Origin of the sequence: Kitasatospora aureofaciens (assembly GCF_001188955.3) — a bacterium.
GTDB lineage: Bacteria > Actinomycetota > Actinomycetes > Streptomycetales > Streptomycetaceae > Kitasatospora > Kitasatospora aureofaciens.
Genome location: NZ_JPRF03000057.1, coordinates 16,454 through 37,473 on the forward strand (window position 1 = coordinate 16,454; position 21,020 = coordinate 37,473).

The 21,020-nt window shown below is 71.5% G+C and carries 18 protein-coding genes and 2 tRNA genes; 14 read left to right on the forward strand and 6 right to left on the reverse strand.

Features of this window, described 5'->3' with window-relative positions:
• Positions 1–21: 21 nt before the first annotated feature.
• Positions 22–381: a hypothetical protein gene (locus HS99_RS32015; protein WP_030557994.1), complete on the reverse strand. Its 360-nt coding sequence runs from the start codon at positions 379–381 to the stop codon at positions 22–24.
• Positions 382–411: 30 nt separating this feature from the next.
• Here HS99_RS32015 and HS99_RS32020 point away from each other — a divergent pair, with 30 nt between their 5' ends.
• The 3 genes from HS99_RS32020 to acnA all read left to right on the forward strand — a co-directional run bounded on the left by HS99_RS32020 (position 412) and on the right by acnA (position 4,509).
• Complete coding sequence (locus HS99_RS32020; protein WP_141763858.1) at positions 412–1,482, forward strand: hypothetical protein; 1,071 nt, start codon at positions 412–414, stop codon at positions 1,480–1,482.
• Entirely contained in the window at positions 1,479–1,637 is a 159-nt protein-coding gene (locus tag HS99_RS45415; protein WP_157846576.1) for a hypothetical protein, read from the forward strand. The genes HS99_RS32020 and HS99_RS45415 overlap by 4 nt, the downstream gene beginning before the upstream one ends.
• A 226-nt stretch (positions 1,638–1,863) precedes the next feature.
• The gene (acnA, locus tag HS99_RS32025) at positions 1,864–4,509 is read left to right on the forward strand and encodes an aconitate hydratase AcnA (RefSeq protein ID WP_030557997.1); all 2,646 of its coding nucleotides are present in this window, start codon (positions 1,864–1,866) and stop codon (positions 4,507–4,509) included.
• Positions 4,510–4,653: 144 nt separating this feature from the next.
• On the opposite strand, the gene pepN is transcribed toward acnA, so the two are convergent.
• The gene (gene pepN, locus HS99_RS32030; protein WP_030557998.1) at positions 4,654–7,218 is read right to left on the reverse strand and encodes an aminopeptidase N; all 2,565 of its coding nucleotides are present in this window, start codon (positions 7,216–7,218) and stop codon (positions 4,654–4,656) included.
• Positions 7,219–7,459: 241 nt separating this feature from the next.
• On the opposite strand from pepN, the gene HS99_RS32035 reads away from it, so the two are divergent.
• Entirely contained in the window at positions 7,460–8,092 is a 633-nt protein-coding gene (locus HS99_RS32035) for a DsbA family protein (RefSeq protein WP_030283737.1), read from the forward strand.
• 95 nt (positions 8,093–8,187) lie between these two features.
• Here the strand turns inward: HS99_RS32035 and HS99_RS32040 are convergent, their stop codons facing one another.
• Complete coding sequence (locus tag HS99_RS32040) at positions 8,188–9,600, reverse strand: amino acid permease (protein WP_030558000.1); 1,413 nt, start codon at positions 9,598–9,600, stop codon at positions 8,188–8,190.
• A gap of 267 nt (positions 9,601–9,867) precedes the next feature.
• On the opposite strand from HS99_RS32040, the gene HS99_RS32045 reads away from it, so the two are divergent.
• The 4 genes from HS99_RS32045 (at position 9,868) to HS99_RS32060 (ending at position 13,342) form a co-directional block, all read left to right on the forward strand.
• Positions 9,868–10,467 (forward strand): biotin transporter BioY, encoded by a 600-nt coding sequence (locus HS99_RS32045; RefSeq protein ID WP_030283741.1) that lies wholly within the window; start codon positions 9,868–9,870, stop codon positions 10,465–10,467.
• A gap of 53 nt (positions 10,468–10,520) precedes the next feature.
• The gene (locus HS99_RS32050) at positions 10,521–11,006 is read left to right on the forward strand and encodes a ribose-5-phosphate isomerase (RefSeq protein ID WP_030283744.1); all 486 of its coding nucleotides are present in this window, start codon (positions 10,521–10,523) and stop codon (positions 11,004–11,006) included.
• A 298-nt stretch (positions 11,007–11,304) separates the two neighbouring features.
• The gene (locus HS99_RS32055; protein ID WP_078656767.1) at positions 11,305–12,531 is read left to right on the forward strand and encodes a PP2C family protein-serine/threonine phosphatase; all 1,227 of its coding nucleotides are present in this window, start codon (positions 11,305–11,307) and stop codon (positions 12,529–12,531) included.
• A 613-nt stretch (positions 12,532–13,144) separates the two neighbouring features.
• Positions 13,145–13,342, forward strand: coding sequence for a hypothetical protein (locus tag HS99_RS32060; protein ID WP_030283748.1), 198 nt, complete (start codon positions 13,145–13,147; stop codon positions 13,340–13,342).
• A 67-nt stretch (positions 13,343–13,409) separates the two neighbouring features.
• Here the strand turns inward: HS99_RS32060 and HS99_RS32065 are convergent, their stop codons facing one another.
• Complete coding sequence (locus HS99_RS32065; protein WP_030557942.1) at positions 13,410–14,204, reverse strand: DUF6348 family protein; 795 nt, start codon at positions 14,202–14,204, stop codon at positions 13,410–13,412.
• A 190-nt stretch (positions 14,205–14,394) separates the two neighbouring features.
• Between HS99_RS32065 and HS99_RS32070 the strand changes: the two genes are divergently transcribed.
• Entirely contained in the window at positions 14,395–14,973 is a 579-nt protein-coding gene (locus HS99_RS32070; protein ID WP_050366790.1) for a DUF6197 family protein, read from the forward strand.
• Between the two features lie 47 nt (positions 14,974–15,020).
• On the opposite strand, the gene HS99_RS32075 is transcribed toward HS99_RS32070, so the two are convergent.
• Positions 15,021–15,091, reverse strand: a tRNA-Gly gene (locus HS99_RS32075).
• A 158-nt stretch (positions 15,092–15,249) separates the two neighbouring features.
• Here HS99_RS32075 and HS99_RS32080 point away from each other — a divergent pair.
• From HS99_RS32080 to clpX, 5 genes are all read left to right on the forward strand, one after another.
• Positions 15,250–15,323 (forward strand) — tRNA-Pro (locus HS99_RS32080).
• A 292-nt stretch (positions 15,324–15,615) separates the two neighbouring features.
• On the forward strand, positions 15,616–16,995 hold the full coding sequence (gene tig, locus HS99_RS32085; protein WP_030557944.1) for a trigger factor: 1,380 nt from the start codon (positions 15,616–15,618) through the stop codon (positions 16,993–16,995).
• A 267-nt stretch (positions 16,996–17,262) separates the two neighbouring features.
• Positions 17,263–17,880, forward strand: coding sequence for an ATP-dependent Clp protease proteolytic subunit (locus tag HS99_RS32090; protein ID WP_046386806.1), 618 nt, complete (start codon positions 17,263–17,265; stop codon positions 17,878–17,880).
• A gap of 56 nt (positions 17,881–17,936) precedes the next feature.
• Positions 17,937–18,599, forward strand: a complete 663-nt coding sequence (locus HS99_RS32095; protein ID WP_030283759.1) for an ATP-dependent Clp protease proteolytic subunit — start codon at positions 17,937–17,939, stop codon at positions 18,597–18,599.
• Positions 18,600–18,846: 247 nt separating this feature from the next.
• Positions 18,847–20,136: an ATP-dependent Clp protease ATP-binding subunit ClpX gene (gene clpX / locus HS99_RS32100; protein WP_030283761.1), complete on the forward strand. Its 1,290-nt coding sequence runs from the start codon at positions 18,847–18,849 to the stop codon at positions 20,134–20,136.
• 72 nt (positions 20,137–20,208) lie between these two features.
• On the opposite strand, the gene HS99_RS32105 is transcribed toward clpX, so the two are convergent.
• The gene (locus HS99_RS32105; RefSeq protein WP_211295905.1) at positions 20,209–20,772 is read right to left on the reverse strand and encodes a hypothetical protein; all 564 of its coding nucleotides are present in this window, start codon (positions 20,770–20,772) and stop codon (positions 20,209–20,211) included.
• Positions 20,773–21,020: the final 248 nt, after the last annotated feature.

A 21,020-nucleotide genomic window follows, 5' to 3' on the forward strand; every position in this document is an offset into this window, starting at 1 on the left:
CGGGCAGCCCGGGATCCGGTGTCAGCCGCCGAGCAGCAGCCCGACCACCGTCCCGGCCAGCAGTGAGACGGCGTTGGCGGTGCCGGAGGCGATCCAGGGCAGCGGGTCGCGCGGGCGCAGTCCGGCGACCGGGCACAGCAGCAGCGCCTCGACCGCGCAGACCGCTGTCTCGCTGAGCGCGAAGCCGGTCCAGTACGCTGCGGCGGGCCCGTCGGTCCAGTGCCGGAGGGTCCACCAGAGCAGTGGGTGGGTCACCAGGTTGACGAGCACGCCGGCGGCGGCCGCCCGCCCGGGGTGCACCCGCCCGATCCGGGTGAGGGCGGCGGCGTAGACGGGTGTCTCGGTCAGCAGGGTGAGGGCGAGGGCCACCGGGTAGCGCACGGCGGGGATCGTGCCACGGGGAGGGGGAGCATGGCGACCACGGGAATCCGGGCGGGCACTGGGGGAGGACCAGGAGCCGGGGGAGGGCCGGGGTCGTGGCCCGCGCCCGGTCCGGCGGCCCGGCTGGGCGCGGCGCCGTTCGCGGGCTTCGCGCTCTCGGCGGCGCTGGCGCTGGTGCTGGCCCTGCGGGCGCCGACCGGTCTGGCGGTGCTGGGCCTGGCGGTCTTCGGCCTGCTGCACAACGTGCTGGAGCTGCGCTACGTGGCGGGCCGCTTCGCCGCGGTGCTGGCCGGTCCGCTGCTGCGGCTGTTGCTGGTGCTGGTGACCGGGATCGTGCTGTGCCGGCTGCTGCCGCCGTCCCGGCTGTCCCAGTCGGCGGAGATCCTGCTCGCCTACGGTCTGCTGGCGGCGGCCTGCCGGTACGGGCTGCGCGGCCGGCCGTGGCTGCTGGCGGCGGCCGGGGTGGGGCTGGTGGGCGCGGGCGCGGCTTCGCTGGCCTTCCCGGCGTACCACTTCGTGGTGCTGGCGCACCTGCACAACGTGGTGCCGCTGCTGTTCCTCGCGGAGTGGTCGCGCAGGCTGGCGCGGGGGCGCGCGGCGTTCCTGGCGCTGCAGTCCGGCTGGGTGCTGCTGGTTCCGGTGCTGCTGCTGAGCGGGCTGCTGGACGGTCTGCTGTCGCAGCGCCCGGGCGGCTGGACGGACCGGCTGGCGGCCGTCTACACCCCGCCGGGCTGGTTGACACCTCAGGTGGGCCTGCGTTTCCTGGCGGTGTTCGCCTTCCTGCAGACGATGCACTACGTGGTGTGGGTGTGGTTCCTGCCGAGGTACGCGCCGGAGGCGGCGGAGCGCTTCGACGCCCGGGTGCCGGGTCTGCGGGGCGGCCGGGCCTGGGTGCTGGGGTTGGGGGCGGGAGCGCTGCTGGCCCTGTTGTTCGCCGTGGATTACGCCCGGGGCCGCTCGGTCTACGCGGCGCTGGCCAGTTACCACGCGTATCTGGAGTTCCCGGTGCTGCTGACGCTGGTCCTCGGCCCGGGCGCGGGTCAGCGGTCGGGTGAGGGCGCCGACCGGGTGCGGACGGGACGAAAGGAGGTGAAGGTATGAGGACGACGACCCTGCTGGCCGACATCGCCCCCGAGCCGACCGGCGGCTCCGGTGGTGAGCTCGCGGTGGTGCTGTTGCTGGCCGCCGCGATCGTGGCGGGGGCGGTCTGGCTGATCCGGCTGGAGCGCAAGCGCCGCGGTCCGGACGGCCGCTGACCTGCACGGAAACGCACCGTGGCATGCCTGCGGTGGTGATGGGGGCAGCATGCACTATGGTTTATCTCGACATCGAGATAACTGCCCCTTACGATATATCTCGACATCAAGATACTTGCCGAGAGGCGCTCACCGGCGATGCGGGCGAGGCGAGCCTAAGTAAGGCTGACCTTACCACCCCGCGTGGCGGCCGGATATCGCACGAAGCACCCAGAAGGAGTCAGTCGTGTCCGCGAACAGCTTCGACGCCCGCAGCTCGCTGCAGGTGGGCGACGAGTCGTACGAGATCTTCAAGCTCTCCGCCGTCGAGGGTTCCGAGCGGCTGCCCTACAGCCTCAAGGTGCTGCTGGAGAACCTGCTCCGCACGGAGGACGGCGCGAACATCACCGCCGACCACATCCGCGCCCTCGGCAACTGGGACGAGAACGCCCAGCCGAGCCAGGAGATCCAGTTCACGCCCGCCCGCGTGATCATGCAGGACTTCACCGGCGTTCCGTGCGTGGTCGACCTCGCCACCATGCGCGAGGCCGTCAAGGAGCTGGGCGGCGACCCGGCCAAGATCAACCCGCTGGCCCCGGCCGAGCTGGTCATCGACCACTCGGTCATCGCCGACAAGTTCGGCACCAAGGACGCGTTCACCCAGAACGTCGAGATCGAGTACGGCCGCAACAAGGAGCGCTACCAGTTCCTGCGCTGGGGCCAGACCGCCTTCGACGAGTTCAAGGTGGTCCCGCCGGGCACCGGCATCGTCCACCAGGTGAACATCGAGCACCTGGCCCGCACCGTCATGGTCCGTAACGGCCAGGCGTACCCGGACACCTGCGTCGGCACCGACTCGCACACCACCATGGTCAACGGCCTGGGCGTGCTGGGCTGGGGCGTCGGCGGCATCGAGGCCGAGGCCGCCATGCTCGGCCAGCCGGTCTCCATGCTGATCCCGCGCGTGGTCGGCTTCAAGCTGACCGGCGAGCTGCCGGCCGGCACCACCGCCACCGACCTGGTGCTCACCATCACCGAGATGCTGCGCAAGCACGGTGTGGTCGGCAAGTTCGTCGAGTTCTACGGCGACGGCATCGGCGCCATCCCGCTGGCCAACCGCGCCACCATCGGCAACATGTCGCCGGAGTTCGGCTCGACCTGCGCGATCTTCCCGATCGACGCCGAGACCATCAACTACCTGCGCCTGACCGGCCGTGACGAGCAGCAGCTCGCCCTGGTCGAGGCGTACGCCAAGGAGCAGGGCCTCTGGCACGACCCGTCGGTCGAGCCGGTCTACTCCGAGTACCTGGAGCTGGACGTCTCCACCGTCGTCCCGTCGATCTCCGGCCCGAAGCGCCCGCAGGACCGCGTGGTCCTGGCCGAGGCTGCCCAGAAGTTCGCCGAGGCGCTGCCGGCCTACTCCGCCGAGGCCTCGAAGCCGACCACCGTCACCGCCCCCGACGGCTCGACCTACGAGATCGACAACGGCGCGGTCGTGATCGCCTCGATCACCTCCTGCACCAACACCTCCAACCCCTCCGTCATGCTGGGCGCCGCCCTGCTGGCGAAGAAGGCCGTGGAGAAGGGCCTGCACGTCAAGCCCTGGGTCAAGACCACCCTGGCGCCCGGCTCCAAGGTCGTCATGGACTACTACGAGAAGGCCGGGCTGCTCCCGTACATGGAGAAGCTGGGCTTCAACCTGGTCGGCTACGGCTGCGTCACCTGCATCGGCAACTCGGGCCCGCTGCCCGAGGAGGTCTCGGCCGCCGTCAACGAGTCCGACCTCGCGGTCGTCTCGGTGCTCTCCGGCAACCGCAACTTCGAGGGCCGGATCAACCCGGACGTCAAGATGAACTACCTGGCCTCCCCGCCGCTGGTGGTCGCCTACGCCCTCGCCGGCAACATGAACATCGACATCACCCGGGACGCCCTGGGCCAGGACGCCGACGGCAACGACGTCTTCCTCGCCGACATCTGGCCGTCCGAGCAGGAGGTCGCCGCCACCGTCGCCGGCTCCATCGACGAGGCGATGTTCGACAAGGGCTACCAGGACGTCTTCGCCGGTGACCACCGCTGGCAGTCGCTCCCGGTCCCGACCGGCAACACCTTCGAGTGGGACGCCGAGTCCACCTACGTCCGCAAGCCCCCGTACTTCGAGGGCATGGCCAAGACCCCGAGCCCGGTGACCGACATCGCCGGCGCCCGCGTCCTGGCCAAGCTGGGCGACTCGGTCACCACCGACCACATCTCCCCGGCCGGCAACATCAAGCCGGGCACCCCGGCGGCGCAGTACCTGACCGCCAACGGCGTCGAGAAGCGTGACTTCAACTCCTACGGCTCGCGCCGTGGCAACCACGAGGTCATGATCCGCGGCACCTTCGCCAACATCCGCCTGCGCAACCAGATCGCGCCGGGCACCGAGGGCGGCTACACCCGCGACTTCACCCAGGCCGACGCCCCGGTGTCGTTCATCTACGACGCCTCGCAGAACTACCAGGCCGCCGGCATCCCGCTGGTCGTCCTGGCGGGCAAGGAGTACGGCTCCGGCTCGTCCCGCGACTGGGCGGCCAAGGGCACCGCGCTGCTGGGCGTCAAGGCCGTCATCGCCGAGTCCTACGAGCGCATCCACCGCTCGAACCTGATCGGCATGGGCGTCCTGCCGCTGCAGTTCCCGGAGGGCGAGAACGCCGAGTCCCTCGGCCTGACCGGCGAGGAGACCTTCTCCATCACCGGCGTGACCGAGCTCAACGAGGGTCGCACCCCGAAGACCGTCAAGGTCAAGGCCGGTGACAAGGAGTTCGACGCGGTCGTCCGCATCGACACCCCCGGTGAGGCGGACTACTACCGCAACGGCGGCATCCTGCAGTACGTGCTGCGCTCGCTCATCGGCTGAGCCTGCTCACAGCGCCTGAAGGGGCCGGACCGCACCACGCGGTCCGGCCCCTTCCGCGTTCCCGGACGCGCGGGACGGCCACGCGATGCGGACACGCCGGAGGGGCCCGCCGACACGCGGTCGGCGGGCCCCTCCGTCAGCCGGTCAGACCCGGTCGCAGGCCTGTGCCCGCAGGGCGCGGGCCAGGTCGTCCCGGCGCTCCAGCACCAGTCGGCGCAGCGCCGGGGCGGCTTGCGGGTGGCCGTCCAGCCAGGCGTCCGCCTCGGCGAGGGTCTGCTCGTTCGTCTGGGCGATCGGGAAGAAGCCGCTGACGATCCGCATCGCGATCTCGATCGTCCGCTCGGCCCAGACCCGTTCCAGCAGCTTGAAGTACGGCGCCGCGTAGAGGGCGGTCAGGTCGCGCTGGGCGGGGATCGCGAAGCCCGCGCTGTTGGCCTCGACCAGGGCGCTCGGCAGCTCGTCGGAGTCGGTCACGGCCGACCAGGCGGCGGCCTTGGCCTCCGGGGTGGGCCGGGCGGCCAGGCACTGGGTGTACTGGCGCTTGCCGCCCGCCGTGTTGTCGCCGGCCAGCTCGCCGGCCAGCTCCTCGTCGGTGGCCTGCCCGGCGGCGGCCAGCGCCAGCCACAGCGACCAGCGCAGCTCCTGGTCGACCTCCAGGCCGTCGATCCGGGCGCTGCCGGCCAGCAGGCCGCGGACCAGGCCGAGGTGCTCGGCACCGCCCGCGGTCTGGGCCAGGAAGCGGGCCCAGGCGAGCTGGTGGTCGCTGCCGGGGACAGCGGCGCGCAGCTCGTTCAGGGCGCCGTCGGCGAGCTTCCGCGCGCCCTCGGCGCGCCACTCGGGGGCGGCGTACAGGTCGACGGCGGTCTTGGACTGGGCGTGCAGCGACTGCAGCACGCCGATGTTGCCCTCCTGGCCGGCGAAACGCAGCACCAGGGCGACGTAGTCGCGGGCCGGCATCAGGCCGTCCCGGGTGAGGTTCCAGACGGCGGACCAGGCGAGCGCCCGGGCCAGTTCGTCGCGGATGTCGCCGAGGCCGGTGCGCAGGGTCTCCAGCGAGTCGGCGTCGAAGCGGATCTTGCAGTAGGTGAGGTCCTCGTCGTTGAGCAGGACCAGGTCCGGGCGGCGGCGGCCGACGGCCTCGGCGACGACGGTGCGGGCGCCGGTGACGTCCAGCTCGATCCGCTCGGTGCACAGCAGGGCGCCGTCGGCGTCCCGGTCGTACAGGCCGACCGCGATCCGGTGCGGGCGCGGTACCTCGCCGTCCTGGAGGACGGCCAGTTCGGTGATCCGGCCCTCGGCGTCGGTGGTGACCTGCGGGGTGAGCGCGTTGACGCCGGCGGTCTGCAGCCAGGCGGCGGCCCAGCTCTTCAGGTCGCGCCCGCTGGTCTCCTCCAGGACGTCCAGCAGGTCGCCCAGTTCGGTGTTGCCGAAGGCGTGGCGCTTGAAGTAGCGGCGGGCGCCCTCGAAGAAGGCCTCCGAGCCGACGTACGCGACCAGCTGCTTGAGGACGGAGGCGCCCTTGGCGTAGGTGATGCCGTCGAAGTTGAGCTTGGCGTCCTCGAGGTCGCGGATGTCGGCGGTGATCGGGTGGGTGGTGGGGAACTGGTCCTGCCGGTAGGCCCAGGCCTTGCGCTGGTTGGCGAAGGTGACCCAGGCGGAGGAGTACCGGGTGCGGGCGCCGATCAGGGCGTAGGAGCCCATGAAGTCGGCGAAGGACTCCTTCAGCCACAGGTCGTCCCACCAGCGCGGGGTGACCAGGTCGCCGAACCACATGTGCGCCATCTCGTGCAGCACGACGTTGGCGCGCGCCTCGTAGGCGGCGTCGGTCACCTTCGAGCGGAAGACGAACTCCTCCTTGAAGGTCACGCAGCCGGGGTTCTCCATCGCGCCGATGTTGTACTCGGGGACGAAGGCCTGGTCGTACTTGCCGAAGGGGTACGGGTAGTCGAACTCCTCGTGGAAGAAGTCCAGTCCGAGCTTGGTGACGCCGAGGATCTCCTCCGCGTCGAAGTGCGGGGCCAGCGACTTGCGGCACAGCGCGGCGAGCGGGATCTCCAGGGCGGTGCCGTCGGGGAGTTCGCGGCTGTAGTGGTCGTTCACGACGTGGTACGGGCCGGCCACCACGGCGGTGAGGTAGGTGGAGATCGGCGCGGTCGGCGCGAACTCCCAGGTGCGGGTGCCGCCTTCGGTGTGGACCGCCTCGTGCGCGGCGTTGGAGCGCACGTCCCAGGCGGCCGGGGCGGTCACGGTGAAGGTGAACGGGGCCTTCAGGTCGGGCTGTTCGAAGTTGGCGAAGACCCGGCGGGCGTCGGCCGGCTCGTAGTGGGTGTACAGGTAGGTCTCGCCGTCCACCGGGTCGACGAAGCGGTGCAGGCCCTCGCCGGTGCGGCTGTAGGCGCAGTCGGCCTCGACGGTGAGGACGTTCTCGGCGGCCAGGCCGTCGACGTGTACCCGGGCGCCGTCGTAGGCGGTGGCCGGGTCGAGTTCGCGGCCGTTGAGGGTGACGGAGCGGACGGCGGGGGCGAGCAGGTCGAGGAAGGTGCCGGCGCCGGGCTGGGAGCAGCGGAAGGTGATCGTGGTGGTGGAGCGGAAGGTGGCGGCGGCCGGGTCGGGGGCCGAGGTCACGTCCAGCCGGACCAGGTAGCCGTCGACGGCCAGGACGCCGGCTCGCTGTTGTGCTTCCTCGCGGCTCAGGTTCTTGCCCGGCACGGCGGTACTCCTTTGTCCGGCTCGCACGGTGGTGCGCGTGTGGGTGGTGCGTGTGTGGGTGGTGCGGGTCCGCGCGCGGGGTGCCTCGCGCACGCAGGGGCATCCTTTCACGGCCTCCCCGGCCGGTACCATTGCACAGGCCGCCGCGTCCGGGCCGGAATCAGCGGCGGCGCGCGGGTGTTGGGGTTCGGATGGGGCTGTGCCCCGCCGCCTCGGAACACCTCACGAAGGACGAGACCCAGTGACGACTGCCGCTGAGCGCAAGACCGCCGACTTCTGGTTCGACCCGGCCTGCCCCTGGGCCTGGATGACGTCCCGCTGGCTGATCGAGGTCCAGCAGCTGCGCCCGGTCGACGTGAACTGGCACGTGATGAGCCTGTCGGTGCTCAACGAGCACCGTGACCTGCCGCAGAACTACCGCGAGCTGCTGGACAACGCCTGGGGCGCGGTGCGGGTGTGCATCGCGGCCGCCCAGCAGCACGGCGAGGAGGTGCTGGGCCGCCTCTACACCGAGCTGGGCCTGCGCTTCCACAACCAGGGCCTGCCGCAGAACCGGGAGACGGTCGAGGCCGCCCTGGTGGCCGCGGGCCTGCCCGTCGAGCTGGCGGACGCGGCGGACACCGACGCGTACGACGAGGCCCTTCGCGCCTCCCACAAGGAGGGCATCACCCTGGTCGGCGAGGACGTCGGCACCCCGGTGATCGCGGTCGAGGGCGCGGACGGCGAGCGGGTCGCCTTCTTCGGCCCGGTGGTCACCCCGGCGCCCAAGGGCGAGGCCGCGGCCCGGCTGTGGGACGGCACCCTGCTGGTGGCCTCCACCCCGGGCTTCTACGAGATCAAGCGCACCCGTACGGCGGGCCCCTCCTTCGAGTAGGCCCGGAGGAGTCGGCCCGGAGGAGTGGGCCGGGACGAACGCGGAAGGGGCCCGGAACCGAGTGGTTCCGGGCCCCTTCCGCGTTCCCGCCGGGGTCAGCCCGCGGCCGCGTCCCGGCGCTGCTTGAGCAGGCCGCCCGTGATGAGCAGGGCTACCAGCACCCCGGCCGCGTACAGCTGCTGGCGGTTGCCCTCGGTGGTGGTCATCAGCGCGAGGATGCCGGCCACCGCGGCCATGGCGATCCAGGTCAGGTACGGGTAGCCCCACATCTTCACGGTGAGCAGCTCGGGCGCCTCGCGCTCCAGCCGGCGGCGCATCCGCAGCTGGACGATGCAGATGAACAGCCAGACCACCAGGATCGCGACGCCGGTGGTGTTCATCAGCCAGGTGAACACGGTGGCGGGCCAGAACTTGGCGGCCAGCACGGCGCCGAAGCCGAACAGGCAGGAGGCGAGCACGGCCCGGCGCGGCACCCCGCCGCCGACCTTGGCCAGTGCCTTGGGCCCCTGGCCGCGGCCGACCAGCGAGTACGCCATCCGGGAGGCGCCGTAGATGTTGGCGTTCATCGCGGACAGCAGCGCGACCAGCACCACCACCTCCATGATCGCCCCGGCCCCGGGGACCCCGAGGTGGCGCAGCACAGTGACGTACGGGCCGTCGGCGACGACCGCCGGGTCCGTCCAGGAGACCAGGGTGACCACCAGGGCCATCGAGCCGATGTAGAAGATCGCGATCCGCCACACCGCCGTGCGCACCGCGTTGGCGACGTTCCGCTTGGGGTCGTCGGACTCGGCCGCGGCGATGGTCACGGTCTCCAGGCCGCCGTACGCGAAGACCGAGGCGAGCAGGCCGACGATCAGTCCGCTGACGCCGTTGGGCAGGAAGCCGCCGTGGCCGGTGAGGTTGGTGGCGCCGGGGGCGCCGGGGCCGATCACGCCGGCGATGCCGAGCCCGCCGAGGACCAGGAAGGTGACGATCGCGGCGACCTTGACGGCGGCGAACCAGAACTCGAACTCGCCGAAGTTCTTCACCGCGGTCAGGTTGCTGGCGCAGAAGAAGACCATGAACAGGCCGACCCAGACCCAGGAGGAGACCCCGGGTATCCAGCCGTTGACGATCTTCCCGGCTGCGGTGGCCTCGGCGGCGACGCCGCAGCAGAGCATCACCCAGTACATCCAGCCCGCCGTGATCCCGGCCCAGGGGCCGATCTCCTTCTCGGCGTGGACCGAGAAGGAGCCGGAGGCCGGACGGGCGGCGGACATCTCGCCGAGCATCCGCATGATCAGCATGACCAGCAGGCCGGAGAGGGTGAAGGCGAGGATGATCGCCGGACCGGCGGCGGCGATGCCCGCCCCGGAGCCCACGAACAGGCCGGCGCCGATGACGCCGCCGAGGGCGATCATCGACAGGTGGCGCTGCTTGAGCCCGTGGCTGAGCTGCTGGCCACCGGACGCCTGTGGGCTGCTGTCGGTGGTCCCGGGTGCCGGGGGCGCGGGAGTGGGGGCCATAGGGCTGGATCCAGACTGTGCGGTATGCGGCATGAGTTGTCCAATATCCGGGGCCCCGCCGCCCATGCCAAGGGTGCCCGCCCCGGCGCCCACCATGCGGACCGGCCGGCCACCGTACGGGTCGGTATGTTGACGGAACGTCGCTCTGGGCCGGTTCCGACAACGCCCGGGGGCGCTGCTTTGTCCGAAACCGTGGCGGCGGCGCAGTGGATCACCACGTAAGTTCACAGTTGTTCACTCACCTGGACCCTTACCGAGGAGCCCCCGATGGCCACTGCCACCACCCCGATAGCGCGCCGCGCCGTCCTCGCCGACCTGCTGCCCACCGCCTCCACCCGCCTCGGCGCCCAGGCCCGCGACCTGGCCCTGGTGGCCGGCGGCGCCGCGCTGACCGGCGTGGCCGCCCAGCTGTCGGTGAACATCCCCGGCTCGCCGGTGCCGGTCACCGGCCAGACCTTCGCCGCCCTGCTGGTCGGCACCGCGCTCGGCGCTCGCCGCGGCGTCGCCTCGCTCGCGCTCTACCTGCTGGCCGGCATGGCGGGCCTGCCCTGGTTCGCCGAGGGCACCTCCGGCTGGGCCATGCCCTCCCTCGGCTACGTGCTCGGCTTCGTCCTCGCCGCCGCCCTGACCGGCGCGCTCGCCCGCCGCGGCGCCGACCGCACCCCGGTGAACACCGCCGTCACCATGGTCCTGGGCAGCCTCGCCATCTACGCGGTCGGCGTCCCGTACCTGGCCCTCAGCCTGCACGTGTCGCTCGCCCGCGCCGCCGAGCTGGGCCTCTACCCGTACCTGGTCGGCGACGCGCTCAAGGCCGCCTTCGCCGCCGGCGCCCTGCCGCTCGCCTGGAAGCTGCTCGGCCGGCGCTGACACCGGCGCCCCCGTTGTCGGGCCCGGGCGCGCCCGCATGCCACACTCATGGCATGCGCGTGTACCTGGGCTCCGACCATGCCGGATACGAACTGAAGAACCACCTGGTGGAGTGGCTGAAGGGGGCCGGCCACGAGCCGGTCGACTGCGGGCCGCACATCTACGACGCCGAGGACGACTACCCGCCGTTCTGCCTGCGCGCCGCCGAGCGCACCGCCGCCGACGAGGACGCCCTGGGCATCGTGATCGGCGGCTCGGGCAACGGTGAGGCGATCGCCGCCAACAAGGTCAAGGGCGTCCGCGCGGCGCTGGCCTGGAGCGTGCAGACCGCCGAGCTCGGCCGGCAGCACAACAACGCCAACGTGATCTCCATCGGCGGGCGGATGCACACGGTCGAGGAGGCCACCAAGTTCGTCGAGGTCTTCCTCAACACCCCCTACAGCGGCGAGGCCCGGCACACCCGCCGGATCGAGATGCTCAGCGAGTACGAGACCACCGGCGAGCTCCCGCCGATCCCGGCCCACCACCCCCAGGGCTGACCCCGCCACCCACCACTCACCGACGGCCGGCCGCACCCTCCGTGCGGCCGGCCGCCGTCGTCCCCGGCCCCCGCGCCACCTGTGGGATCGGCCACAGGCCCCGGCGCACCCGTGTCCCCGCACGCGGGGCGCACGCTCCGCCCGCAGGCTCCCTACGCCCAACCGGCGCACGCCTCCTGACGCCGCGCCCGCCACCTCCCCGATCGGCCGAAACCCGCCGAGCGGTCCGCGCCCCCGCGCCACCGCCCGCCCCCGGCCCGTCGACGCCGGGCCGCACCCGTGGATAGGGTCGGACCCCATGGCTGGCAGACCGCCGGGCGCACCGCCCCAGACGACTGCGACGAGGCCCGGCGCCGCCCCGGCGTCCGAGCCCGTGACGGCCCGGCTGCGCAAGAGGCTCCGCCGGGCCCGCCGAAGGCTGCGCACGGCAGGGGTCGACTACTTCCGCGGCGGCGCCGCCGACTGGCCGGTGCTCTGCGCGCTGGCCCTGCTCGTCCCGCTGATGATCGTGCTCAACATCTGGATCCCCGACTGGGCCCCGCCCACCGCCCTGGTCCTGCCGATTCTGGCCGGCGCGCTGCTGCTGCGCCCCGGCAGCCTGGTGGTGCTCTACGCGCTGGCCGCCCTCGGGCTGTCCGCCGAGTCCGTGATCCACACCGGCCAGCGGGTCGCCAGCGAGAACCCCGAGGCCTACGTCTACGGCGTGACCCCCGGCGCCGCCCTGGTGGTCGGCGCCGCCGGGGTGGGCGGCCTGCTGCTGGCCCAGTTCCGGGCCCGGGTCGGCGTCCCCTGGTGGGGCGGCTCCACCATGCTGTTCGACCTGCGCGAGCGGCTGAGGGTGCAGAGCCGGGTGCCCGCGCTGCCGGCCGGCTGGCACGCGGACATGGCGCTGCGCCCGGCCGGCGGCCAGTCCTTCTCCGGCGACTTCGTGGTGGCCGCCCGCACCGGCCCCGGCCAGCGGCTGCTGGAGGTGGTCCTCGCGGACGTCTCCGGCAAGGGCATGGACGCGGGCTCGCGGGCGCTGCTGCTGTCCGGCGCCTTCGGCGGGCTGGTCGGCTCGCTGCCCGCGCACGACTTCCTGCCCGCCGCCAACGGCTACCTGCTGCGCCAGTCCTGGGAGGAGGGCTTCGCCACCGCCGTCCACCTGGTGCTCGACCTGGACACCGGCGAGTACGAACTGCTCTCGGCCGGGCACCTGCCCGGCATGCAACGCCTGGCCGGCGCCGGGCGCTGGGAGGTCAAGGAGGCCGAGGGCCCGCTGCTCGGCATCTACGACGGCGCCAAGTTCGATGGCGTGCGCGGCCGGCTGAACCGGGGCGACGTGCTGATGCTGTGCACCGACGGAATGGTCGAGGCACCCGGCCGGGACCTCGCCGAGGGCATGGACCGGCTGATGGGGGAGGCCGACCGGCTGGTCCCCGGCGGAGCCCCGGGCAGCGGCGCGGGCGCGGCGGCCGCACTGATCGAGACGGTGGCCCGGGACATCAACGACGACCGCGCCGTCCTGCTGCTCTGGCGCGACTGATACTCACCCGCTCGCCTCCGGGCGGTGACTCGCCCGCTCGCCTCCGGGGCGCTCCGACCCGGTGCCGACGGTCGGCGCTCCCCCGCTTCTCCCTTTCGGCACCGGCGCCCCCCTTCGGCTCGGGGCGGTGACTCGCCCGCCCGCCCGCGAGGGGCACATGCCGCAGGCAGTCGCTGTCAAGCCTGGCAGCTGATCTTCGGCCATATCGGACGCCCCGTCGGCTGACCGGATCAGCGGCTTCCGTTCCCTGCTCCCGGGCGTTTCCCGGCCGCTCAGCACCGCCCCGCCGATGATTCGTCAGAACGGCTCCGCTATCGTCCCGGTCGGCGGAAACTCGTCTCGCATCGCAGGATGTCGGCGCTGGGCCGACAGTCAGACCTTTACGCAATCGGCACGGTCGACCACACTGAGTCCGGGCGGGACTGTTCAGGATTCGGGGGATGGGGGGCGACACGTGCGACACACCACACGGCTGGCCGACGCGGGCCCCCTCACCGGCGCTGTGCCGGACGGTCCGCGATTCCGCCTCGGGACCGTCGGACAGGCCGGGGTCCGGCTTCGCAGGTGCCGCCGGGCGGCGGCACCACGCTATGAAACGAGGAAGTGAGTCCGGGTGGCACTCTCCGTCTCCGCGCTGGTCCTGTTCGCGATCCTGTGCATCATCTTCATCCGGAACAAGCAGATGAAGATCCCGCACGCGATCGTCGCCGCCCTGTTCGGCTTCATGCTGCACGAGACCACGATGGCGACCTCGATCAACTCGCTGCTGGCCAACCTGGCGCACAGCATCTCCAGCATCACCGGCGGCTGACCGGGTACGGGCCGACGGTCGGCCCCGCCCGCCCTTCGGCTCGAAGCGTGCGGGCGAACAACCGCCGTTACCGGCCGGCCCGCCTGGCCTCCCGCCAGCGAGCGAACAGACCCCGGGGGCGCGCCGCCGCCGGGGCGGGGGGACGTACCGGAACGGGTGCCACGGCGCCCGCCGGCGCGGCCGCGAACGGTGCTGCCCGCTCCGCCGTCAGCAGTACGAACAGCCGCGCCCAGCACAGCCGTTCGCCGCGCGGCCAGTCCAGCGCGCGCAGCGCCGCGGAGGCCGCCTCCGACACCTCGCCGTCCACCCGGACCTCGGCGACGTCGTCGCCTGCCTTGCCGCCCAGGAAGAGCTTCACCCCGACCGGTCCCGGCCCGGCCAGTTCCCCGCGCAGCGCCGGCGCCAGCGCGGGCAGCACCCGGTGCTCGGCGAGCCAGGCCGCCAGGTGCTCGTTGCCGAAGCCGAACACCGCCGCCGGCCCCTGCACCGCCCGCCAGCCCGGGAGTTGCGGCAGGTCGGGGCGGTCGGCGTGCACGCCGTGCCCGTCCGCCAGCTCGACCAGCACCGAGGCGGTGGTGGTCGCCCACATCTTCACCGCGTTGGCGAGCTTCTCCTCCTCGGTCTTGCCGAGGCCGGCCGCGCAGTCCCACACCACCGGTGCGTCCGCCCGGCCCAGCTGCAGCACGAAGCCGAGGTCCACGTGCCCGGCGCCGCCGTCGTCCCCGGGGTGCTCGCGCACCGCCACCGCCGTGCTGCCCGGTCCGCGCACCACCTCGCCGTCCGGAAGGAACACCTGGCCCAGCCGTGCCATCTCCCGGATCACACAGCGCTGTATGACGGCCAGTCGCTCCTGCGGACCCACCGGGACTCCTCCACCTCGGGAGCGCGGCGCGTGAGGTCGCGCTCGAACTGCGCTCGAACGCCGCCGAGGCTATCGGCCCGACCGCCGTGCGGGAAACCGCGCGCGCAGTCCGAACCTCCGGTCGCGGAAATGTTCTGAATGCCCCACTTTGGGGAGCGGAAACCGAAGGCCGCCCGCCTGGAGAACCCGCATGCCCCGCCCCGCCGCGACACCCCGCCCCGCGCCGACATCCCGCCCGGCGCCAACGCCACCTCCGCCGTTCCCGCCCCTCCTCCCGGACGGTTCCGGCCTGGTCGCCGAGATCGAGGCCTACCTGGCCTCGCTGCCCGCCCCCGCCCGCACCCCCGGGCCGTACGTCTGTCCGTACGGGAGCACCCCGAGCCCGTGGCACGCCGGCCACCCGGCGCCCCGGGCCACCCTGCTCGACCGGGCCCTGCGCCGCCCCGCCCGGCCCGTCCCGGTCACCGCCGCCGACCACCTGCGGCTCGCCTCCCGCTACATCGGCGCCCACGGCTGGCTGCAGGGCGCGATGTGGGACGCGGCCGGCCGGGTCTGCCTGCTCGGCGCCCAGGCCGCCGTCCTGGCGTACGGCTACGGCACCCCGGCGACCGTGCGCACCGCGCGGGTCCAGCTGATGGAGGTGCTGCACGCCACCGGCCGCCCGGCGCGCTCCCCGGACGAGTACAACGACCGCCCCACCACCCGGGAGGGTGACGTGCACCAGCTGCTCGACCGGGCCGCCGCCCGGGCCGCCCGGCTCGGGCTCTGAACGACGACGGCCCCGGTGCGCTGGGCGCACCGGGGCCGGTCTGTCGGAGCGGGCGACGAGAATCGAACTCGCGTGACTAGTTTGGAAGACTAGGGCTCTACCATTGAGCTACGCCCGCGCGACCCCCCAGCCGTCTCCGGCCGGAAGTTCGGGAGACAGCGTACCTGCTCCGGCCGCTTCCGTGCACACCGCATTCCCCGGGATCCCTCTTCCGCCGCGCCCCGAATAACTCGGCGAGCCGTACAGGCCCGGCGTGTACGCTTCCTCTCGGCACCACGGGGTGTGGCGCAGTTTGGTAGCGCGTCCGCTTTGGGAGCGGAAGGCCGTCGGTTCGAATCCGGTCACCCCGACAGTGCGGCAGGGTCTCGCCCACCGGGGCGGGGCCCTGTTCTGTTGGGCGGTACGGTGGCGTCTGGCGTCCGCCTTTCGTGCTACCGGTAGGATGGGGCGCTGGCGGTAGTCCCTGTGGCGTCCACCCAGGTCAACCGCACGAGGGCGAGGAGTCAAGCTCACCGTCCACCCACACGGGAGATGCAGCTCCAACCGCCCATCGCCCGTCTCGCCCGACCCATCCGTTCCGGCTCCGGCCGGGCCGAGGGACGGGCGGAGGCAACCGACCGCAAGCCCATAGGAGACCTAACCGTGAAGAGCGCCGTCGAGACTCTGAACCCGACCCGGGTTCGACTCACCGTCGAGGTGCCCTTCGAGGAGCTCAAGCCCAGCCTCGACGCGGCGTACAAGAAGATCAACCAGCAGGTCACGGTTCCGGGCTTCCGCAAGGGCAAGATCCCGGCTCGCGTCATCGACCAGCGCTTCGGCCGTGGTGCCGTGCTGGAGGAGGCCGTCAACGACGCCCTGCCGCGCTTCTACACGCAGGCCGTCGACGAGGGCAAGATCGAGGTCCTCGGCCAGCCCGACATCACCAACATCGAGGGTGTCGAGACGATCGCCGACGGTGGTGACCTGAAGTTCACCGCCGAGGTGGACATCCGCCCGGAGATCACCCTGCCGGAGTTCTCCTCCATCGAGGTGACCGTCGACCCGATCGCCGTCTCCGACGAGGACATCGAGAAGTCGCTGGAGCAGCTGCGCGAGCGCTTCTCGTCGGTCAAGGACGTCGAGCGCGCCGCGGCCGCCGGTGACATCGTGGTCGTCGACCTCGTCGCCAAGGTCGACGGTGAGGTGCCGGAGGACGGCACCGCCACCGGCGTCAGCTACGAGATCGGCTCGGGCCGCCTCATCGACGGCATCGACGAGGCCGTGACCGGCCTGTCCGCCGGCGAGGAGAAGACCTTCGAGACCGAGCTCAAGGGTGGCACCCAGGCCGGCAAGACCTCCGAGGTCACCGTCACCGTCACGGCCGTCCAGGAGAAGGAGCTGCCGGAGCTGGACGACGAGTTCGCCCAGCTGGCCAGCGAGTTCGACACCCTGGAGGACCTGCGTGCCGACTCCCGCAAGCGCCTGGAGCGCATGAAGGAGTACGACCAGGCCACCCAGGCCCAGGAGAAGGTCCTCGACGCGCTGCTCGCCCTGGTTGAGATCGAGTACCCCGAGAAGCTCCTGAAGGACGAGATCGAGACCCGCAAGCACAACGTCGAGCACCACCAGCTCGAGCCGATGGGCCTCAACCTCGAGACCTACCTGGAGACCCAGGGCAAGACCCGCGAGGAGTGGGACGCGGAGATCGAGGAGCAGGCGAAGAAGGGCATCAAGACCCAGTTCGTCCTGGACCAGATCGTCGCCAACGAGGAGCTGGGTGTTAACCAGGAGGAGCTCACCGAGCACCTCATCCGCCGCGCCGCCGGCTCGGGCCTCACCCCGGACCAGTTCGCGCAGCAGGTCGTCCAGGGCGGCCAGGTTCCGCTGCTGGTCGGCGAGGTCGCCCGCGGCAAGGCTCTGGCCACCGTGGTCGAGGCCGCCAAGGTCGTCGACACCGAGGGCAACGAGATCAACTTCGACGACGACGAGGACGAGACGGCCGAGACCGTCGAGGACAAGGCCGAGGAGGGCACCGAGGCCTGAGCGCCCCGGTAGCCCCTCGAGGCGACACAGCGGGCCCGGACGCCGTACGGTGTCCGGGCCCGCTGTCGTCCCCCGCGCGCGACGCGACCCTGCGCTCACAGCGAACAGTTCTGCGTGAGGGATTCTGCGGCCGGGCCTGCGCGTTAGGGTCCTTGGACAGCAACAATCACGACGTGATACCCGGAAGCTGTGCGACACCGTGAGAGCCGTGGAGCGGCCCTCCAAATCGACTGAGCAGGTGGCTAAGTGACGTTCCCGCAGATGCAGATGCCTGGCCCGATGGCGCCGCACGCCGCCGCTGGTGACGTGCTCGGCGGCCTTGGCGACCAGGTCTACAACCGGCTGCTCAACGAGCGGATCATCTTCCTCGGCCAGCAGGTCGACGACGACATCGCCAACAAGATCACCGCCCAGCTGCTGCTGCTGGCCGCGGACCCCGAGAAGGACATCTTCCTCTACATCAACTCCCCGGGTGGCTCGATCTCGGCGGGCATGGCGATCTACGACACCATGCAGTACATCAAGAACGACGTCGTCACCATCGCGATGGGCATGGCCGCCTCGATGGGCCAGTTCCTGCTGACCGCCGGCGCCAAGGGCAAGCGCTTCTCGCTGCCGAACGCCAACATCCTGATGCACCAGCCCTCCGCGGGCCTCGGCGGTTCCGCCACCGACATCCGCATCCAGGCCGAGCAGCTGCTCCGCACCAAGAAGCGGATGTCCGAGCTGATCGCGTTCCACAGCGGCCAGTCCTTCGAGCAGATCACCCGGGACTCGGACCGCGACCGCTGGTTCACCCCGGAGGAGGCCCTGGAGTACGGCCTCATCGACGCGATCATGCACAGCGCCGCGGACGTCCCCGGCGGCGGCGGCACGGGCGCCTGAGCCTCGGCCCGGCCCACGAGACCACAGCCACAACGCCCCGGAGGACAAGAACCCCCATGAACATCCCCAGCCTGTCGGCCGCGAAGGCCCGCGTCGAGGACATGCGCGCCGAGGGCCGCTACATCGTCCCGCGCTTCGTCGAGCGCACCACGCAGGGCATCCGCGAGTACGACCCGTACGCCAAGCTGTTCGAGGAGCGCATCATCTTCCTCGGCTCGCAGGTGGACGACGTCTCGGCGAACGACATCATGGCGCAGCTGCTGTGCCTGGAGTCGATGGACCCGGACCGCGAGATCCAGATGTACATCAACTCGCCCGGCGGCTCGTTCACGGCCCTGACGGCCATCTACGACACCATGCAGTACGTCAAGCCGGACATCACCACGGTCTGCATGGGCCAGGCGGCCTCCGCCGCGGCCGTGCTGCTCGCCGCCGGCACCCCCGGCAAGCGGATGGCGCTGCCGAACGCCCGCATCCTGATCCACCAGCCGTACACCGAGACCGGCCGCGGCCAGGTGTCCGACCTGGAGATCCAGGCCAAGGAGATCTTCCGGATGCGCGAGCAGCTGGAGGAGATGCTCTCCAAGCACTCCAACAAGTCGGTGGAGCAGGTGCGCGACGACATCGAGCGCGACAAGATCCTGACCGCCGAGGAGGCCGTCGAGTACGGCCTGGTCGACCAGATCATCTCCACCCGCAAGACCTCGCTGACCTCCTGAGGCCGGCACCGACGGGGCGGGGCGCGCACCCGGTTGCGCGGCCCGCCCCGACCCGTCGGCGGGTTCTGCCACGGCATCTGTTCGGTATCAATTCGCCCAGGGCGTAGGGCAGACCCGGCGAAGAGGACGGAATCACGGGCCGGGCAGAGTACCGTCGGATAGCGAGACCGAGCGCCGTCGGCGCGGACGGTCCACAGCACCAGGCCCCGGAACCGCTGCGGGGCCCCTGGCGAAGGGGAAGCACCTCGTGGCACGCATCGGAGACGGTGGCGACCTGCTCAAGTGCTCGTTCTGCGGCAAGTCCCAGAAGCAGGTGAAGAAGCTGATCGCCGGCCCAGGCGTGTACATCTGCGACGAGTGCATCGACCTGTGCAACGAGATCATCGAGGAGGAACTCGCCGAGACCTCCGAGGTGCGCTTCGAGGAGCTCCCGAAGCCGCGTGAGATCTACGAGTTCCTCGACCAGTACGTGGTCGGCCAGGACCTCGCCAAGAAGGCCCTGTCGGTGGCCGTCTACAACCACTACAAGCGCGTCCAGGCGGGCGAGGCCGGTCGCAGCGGCGGCAACGGCCGCGAGGACGCCATCGAGCTGGCCAAGTCGAACATCCTGCTGCTGGGCCCCACCGGCTCCGGCAAGACGCTGCTGGCGCAGACCCTGGCCCGGATGCTGAACGTGCCGTTCGCGATCGCGGACGCCACCGCGCTGACCGAGGCCGGTTACGTCGGCGAGGACGTCGAGAACATCCTGCTCAAGTTGATCCAGGCGGCCGACTACGACGTCAAGAAGGCCGAGACCGGGATCATCTACATCGACGAGATCGACAAGGTCGCGCGCAAGAGCGAGAACCCGTCGATCACCCGTGACGTCTCCGGCGAGGGCGTGCAGCAGGCGCTGCTGAAGATCCTGGAGGGCACCACCGCCTCGGTGCCGCCGCAGGGCGGGCGCAAGCACCCGCACCAGGAGTTCATCCAGATCGACACCACCAACGTGCTGTTCATCGTCGGCGGCGCGTTCGCCGGCCTGGAGCGGATCATCGAGGGCCGGGCGGGTGCCAAGGGCATCGGCTTCGGCGCCAACATCCGCTCCAAGCGGGAGTCGGACGCCAGCGACCACTTCCGCCAGGTGATGCCCGAGGACCTGGTGAAGTTCGGCATGATCCCCGAGTTCATCGGCCGTCTCCCGGTGATCACCAGCGTGCACAACCTCGACCGCGAGGCGCTGCTGCAGATCCTCACCGAGCCGAAGAACGCGCTGGTCAAGCAGTACCGCAAGCTCTTCGAACTGGACGGCGTGGAGCTGGAGTTCTCCCGGGACGCGCTGGAGGCGATCGCCGACCAGGCGATCCTGCGCGGCACCGGCGCGCGTGGTCTGCGGGCCATCATGGAGGAGGTGCTGATGTCCGTGATGTACGAGGTCCCCTCGCGCCAGGACGTCGCCCGCGTGGTGGTCACCGGGGACGTGGTCTCCAAGCACGCCATCCCCACCCTGGTCCCGCGCGACATGATCAAGCGCGAGCGGCGCGACAAGAGCGCCTGACACCGAGGAAGTACGAAGGGGCCCCGCACCGGATCCGGTGCGGGGCCCCTTCGTCACGTCGGGGGCCGCTGCCTACTTCGCCACCTCGGCGACCGCGCGCAGGTCGCGGGTGTCGGCGGCGAGCTTGTCCACGTCGGGCTGGCTGCCGTCGTCGGAGCCCTTCAGCACCATGACGACGCTGCTGTTGTCGGCCCAGGCGCAGAGGGCGAGCTTGCTCTCGCCGTCCTCGGACGTGGCGCAGTCCATCTGACCGCCCTTGGGGCCCGGGTCGACCGAGTGCCGGTCGGTGACCTTGGCGCCCGCGCCGGTGAAGCCGCTGAACATCTGGTCCAGCTCCTGCTTGGGCAGCAGCACCTTGCCGTAGACGCCCACCGCGATCAGCTGGGGGTTGGAGTCGGAGTCCTGGTAGACCCCGGCGACGCCGGTGGGCTTCCAGTTTCCGTCGCCCTGGCCGATCTTCGAGGTGAGCTCGTCCTGGATCTTCCCGGTCACCGCCGGGTCGTCGTTGGCCTTGAGGTCCTTGAAGGTCGCCGGGAAGACGATCTTCTGGGTGCCGGCGTTGCTGGTCGTGTCCCAGATGAAGTAGCCGAGGGCTCCGCCGACGATCACCAGCACGGCGGCGATGGTGCCGAGCACGATCCACAGCGTCCTGCGGGACTTGCGCGGCGGCACCGGCGCGTACCCGCCGTAGCCGGGGTAGGCTGTTCACGGTAGGTGGTGATGGAGGTCGTGCCGTCCCGGTGTTCTGGCGACGCCAGCGTACCAGGAGCCCGAGTGCGGCGCGTGCAGGCTGGACGGGGTGATGATGTTGTACCCCGACGGGCCCCAGGAGTCCGTCATCACCGTGTGGTTGACGTCCGCCGAGCCGTTCTCGAAGCCGGGGT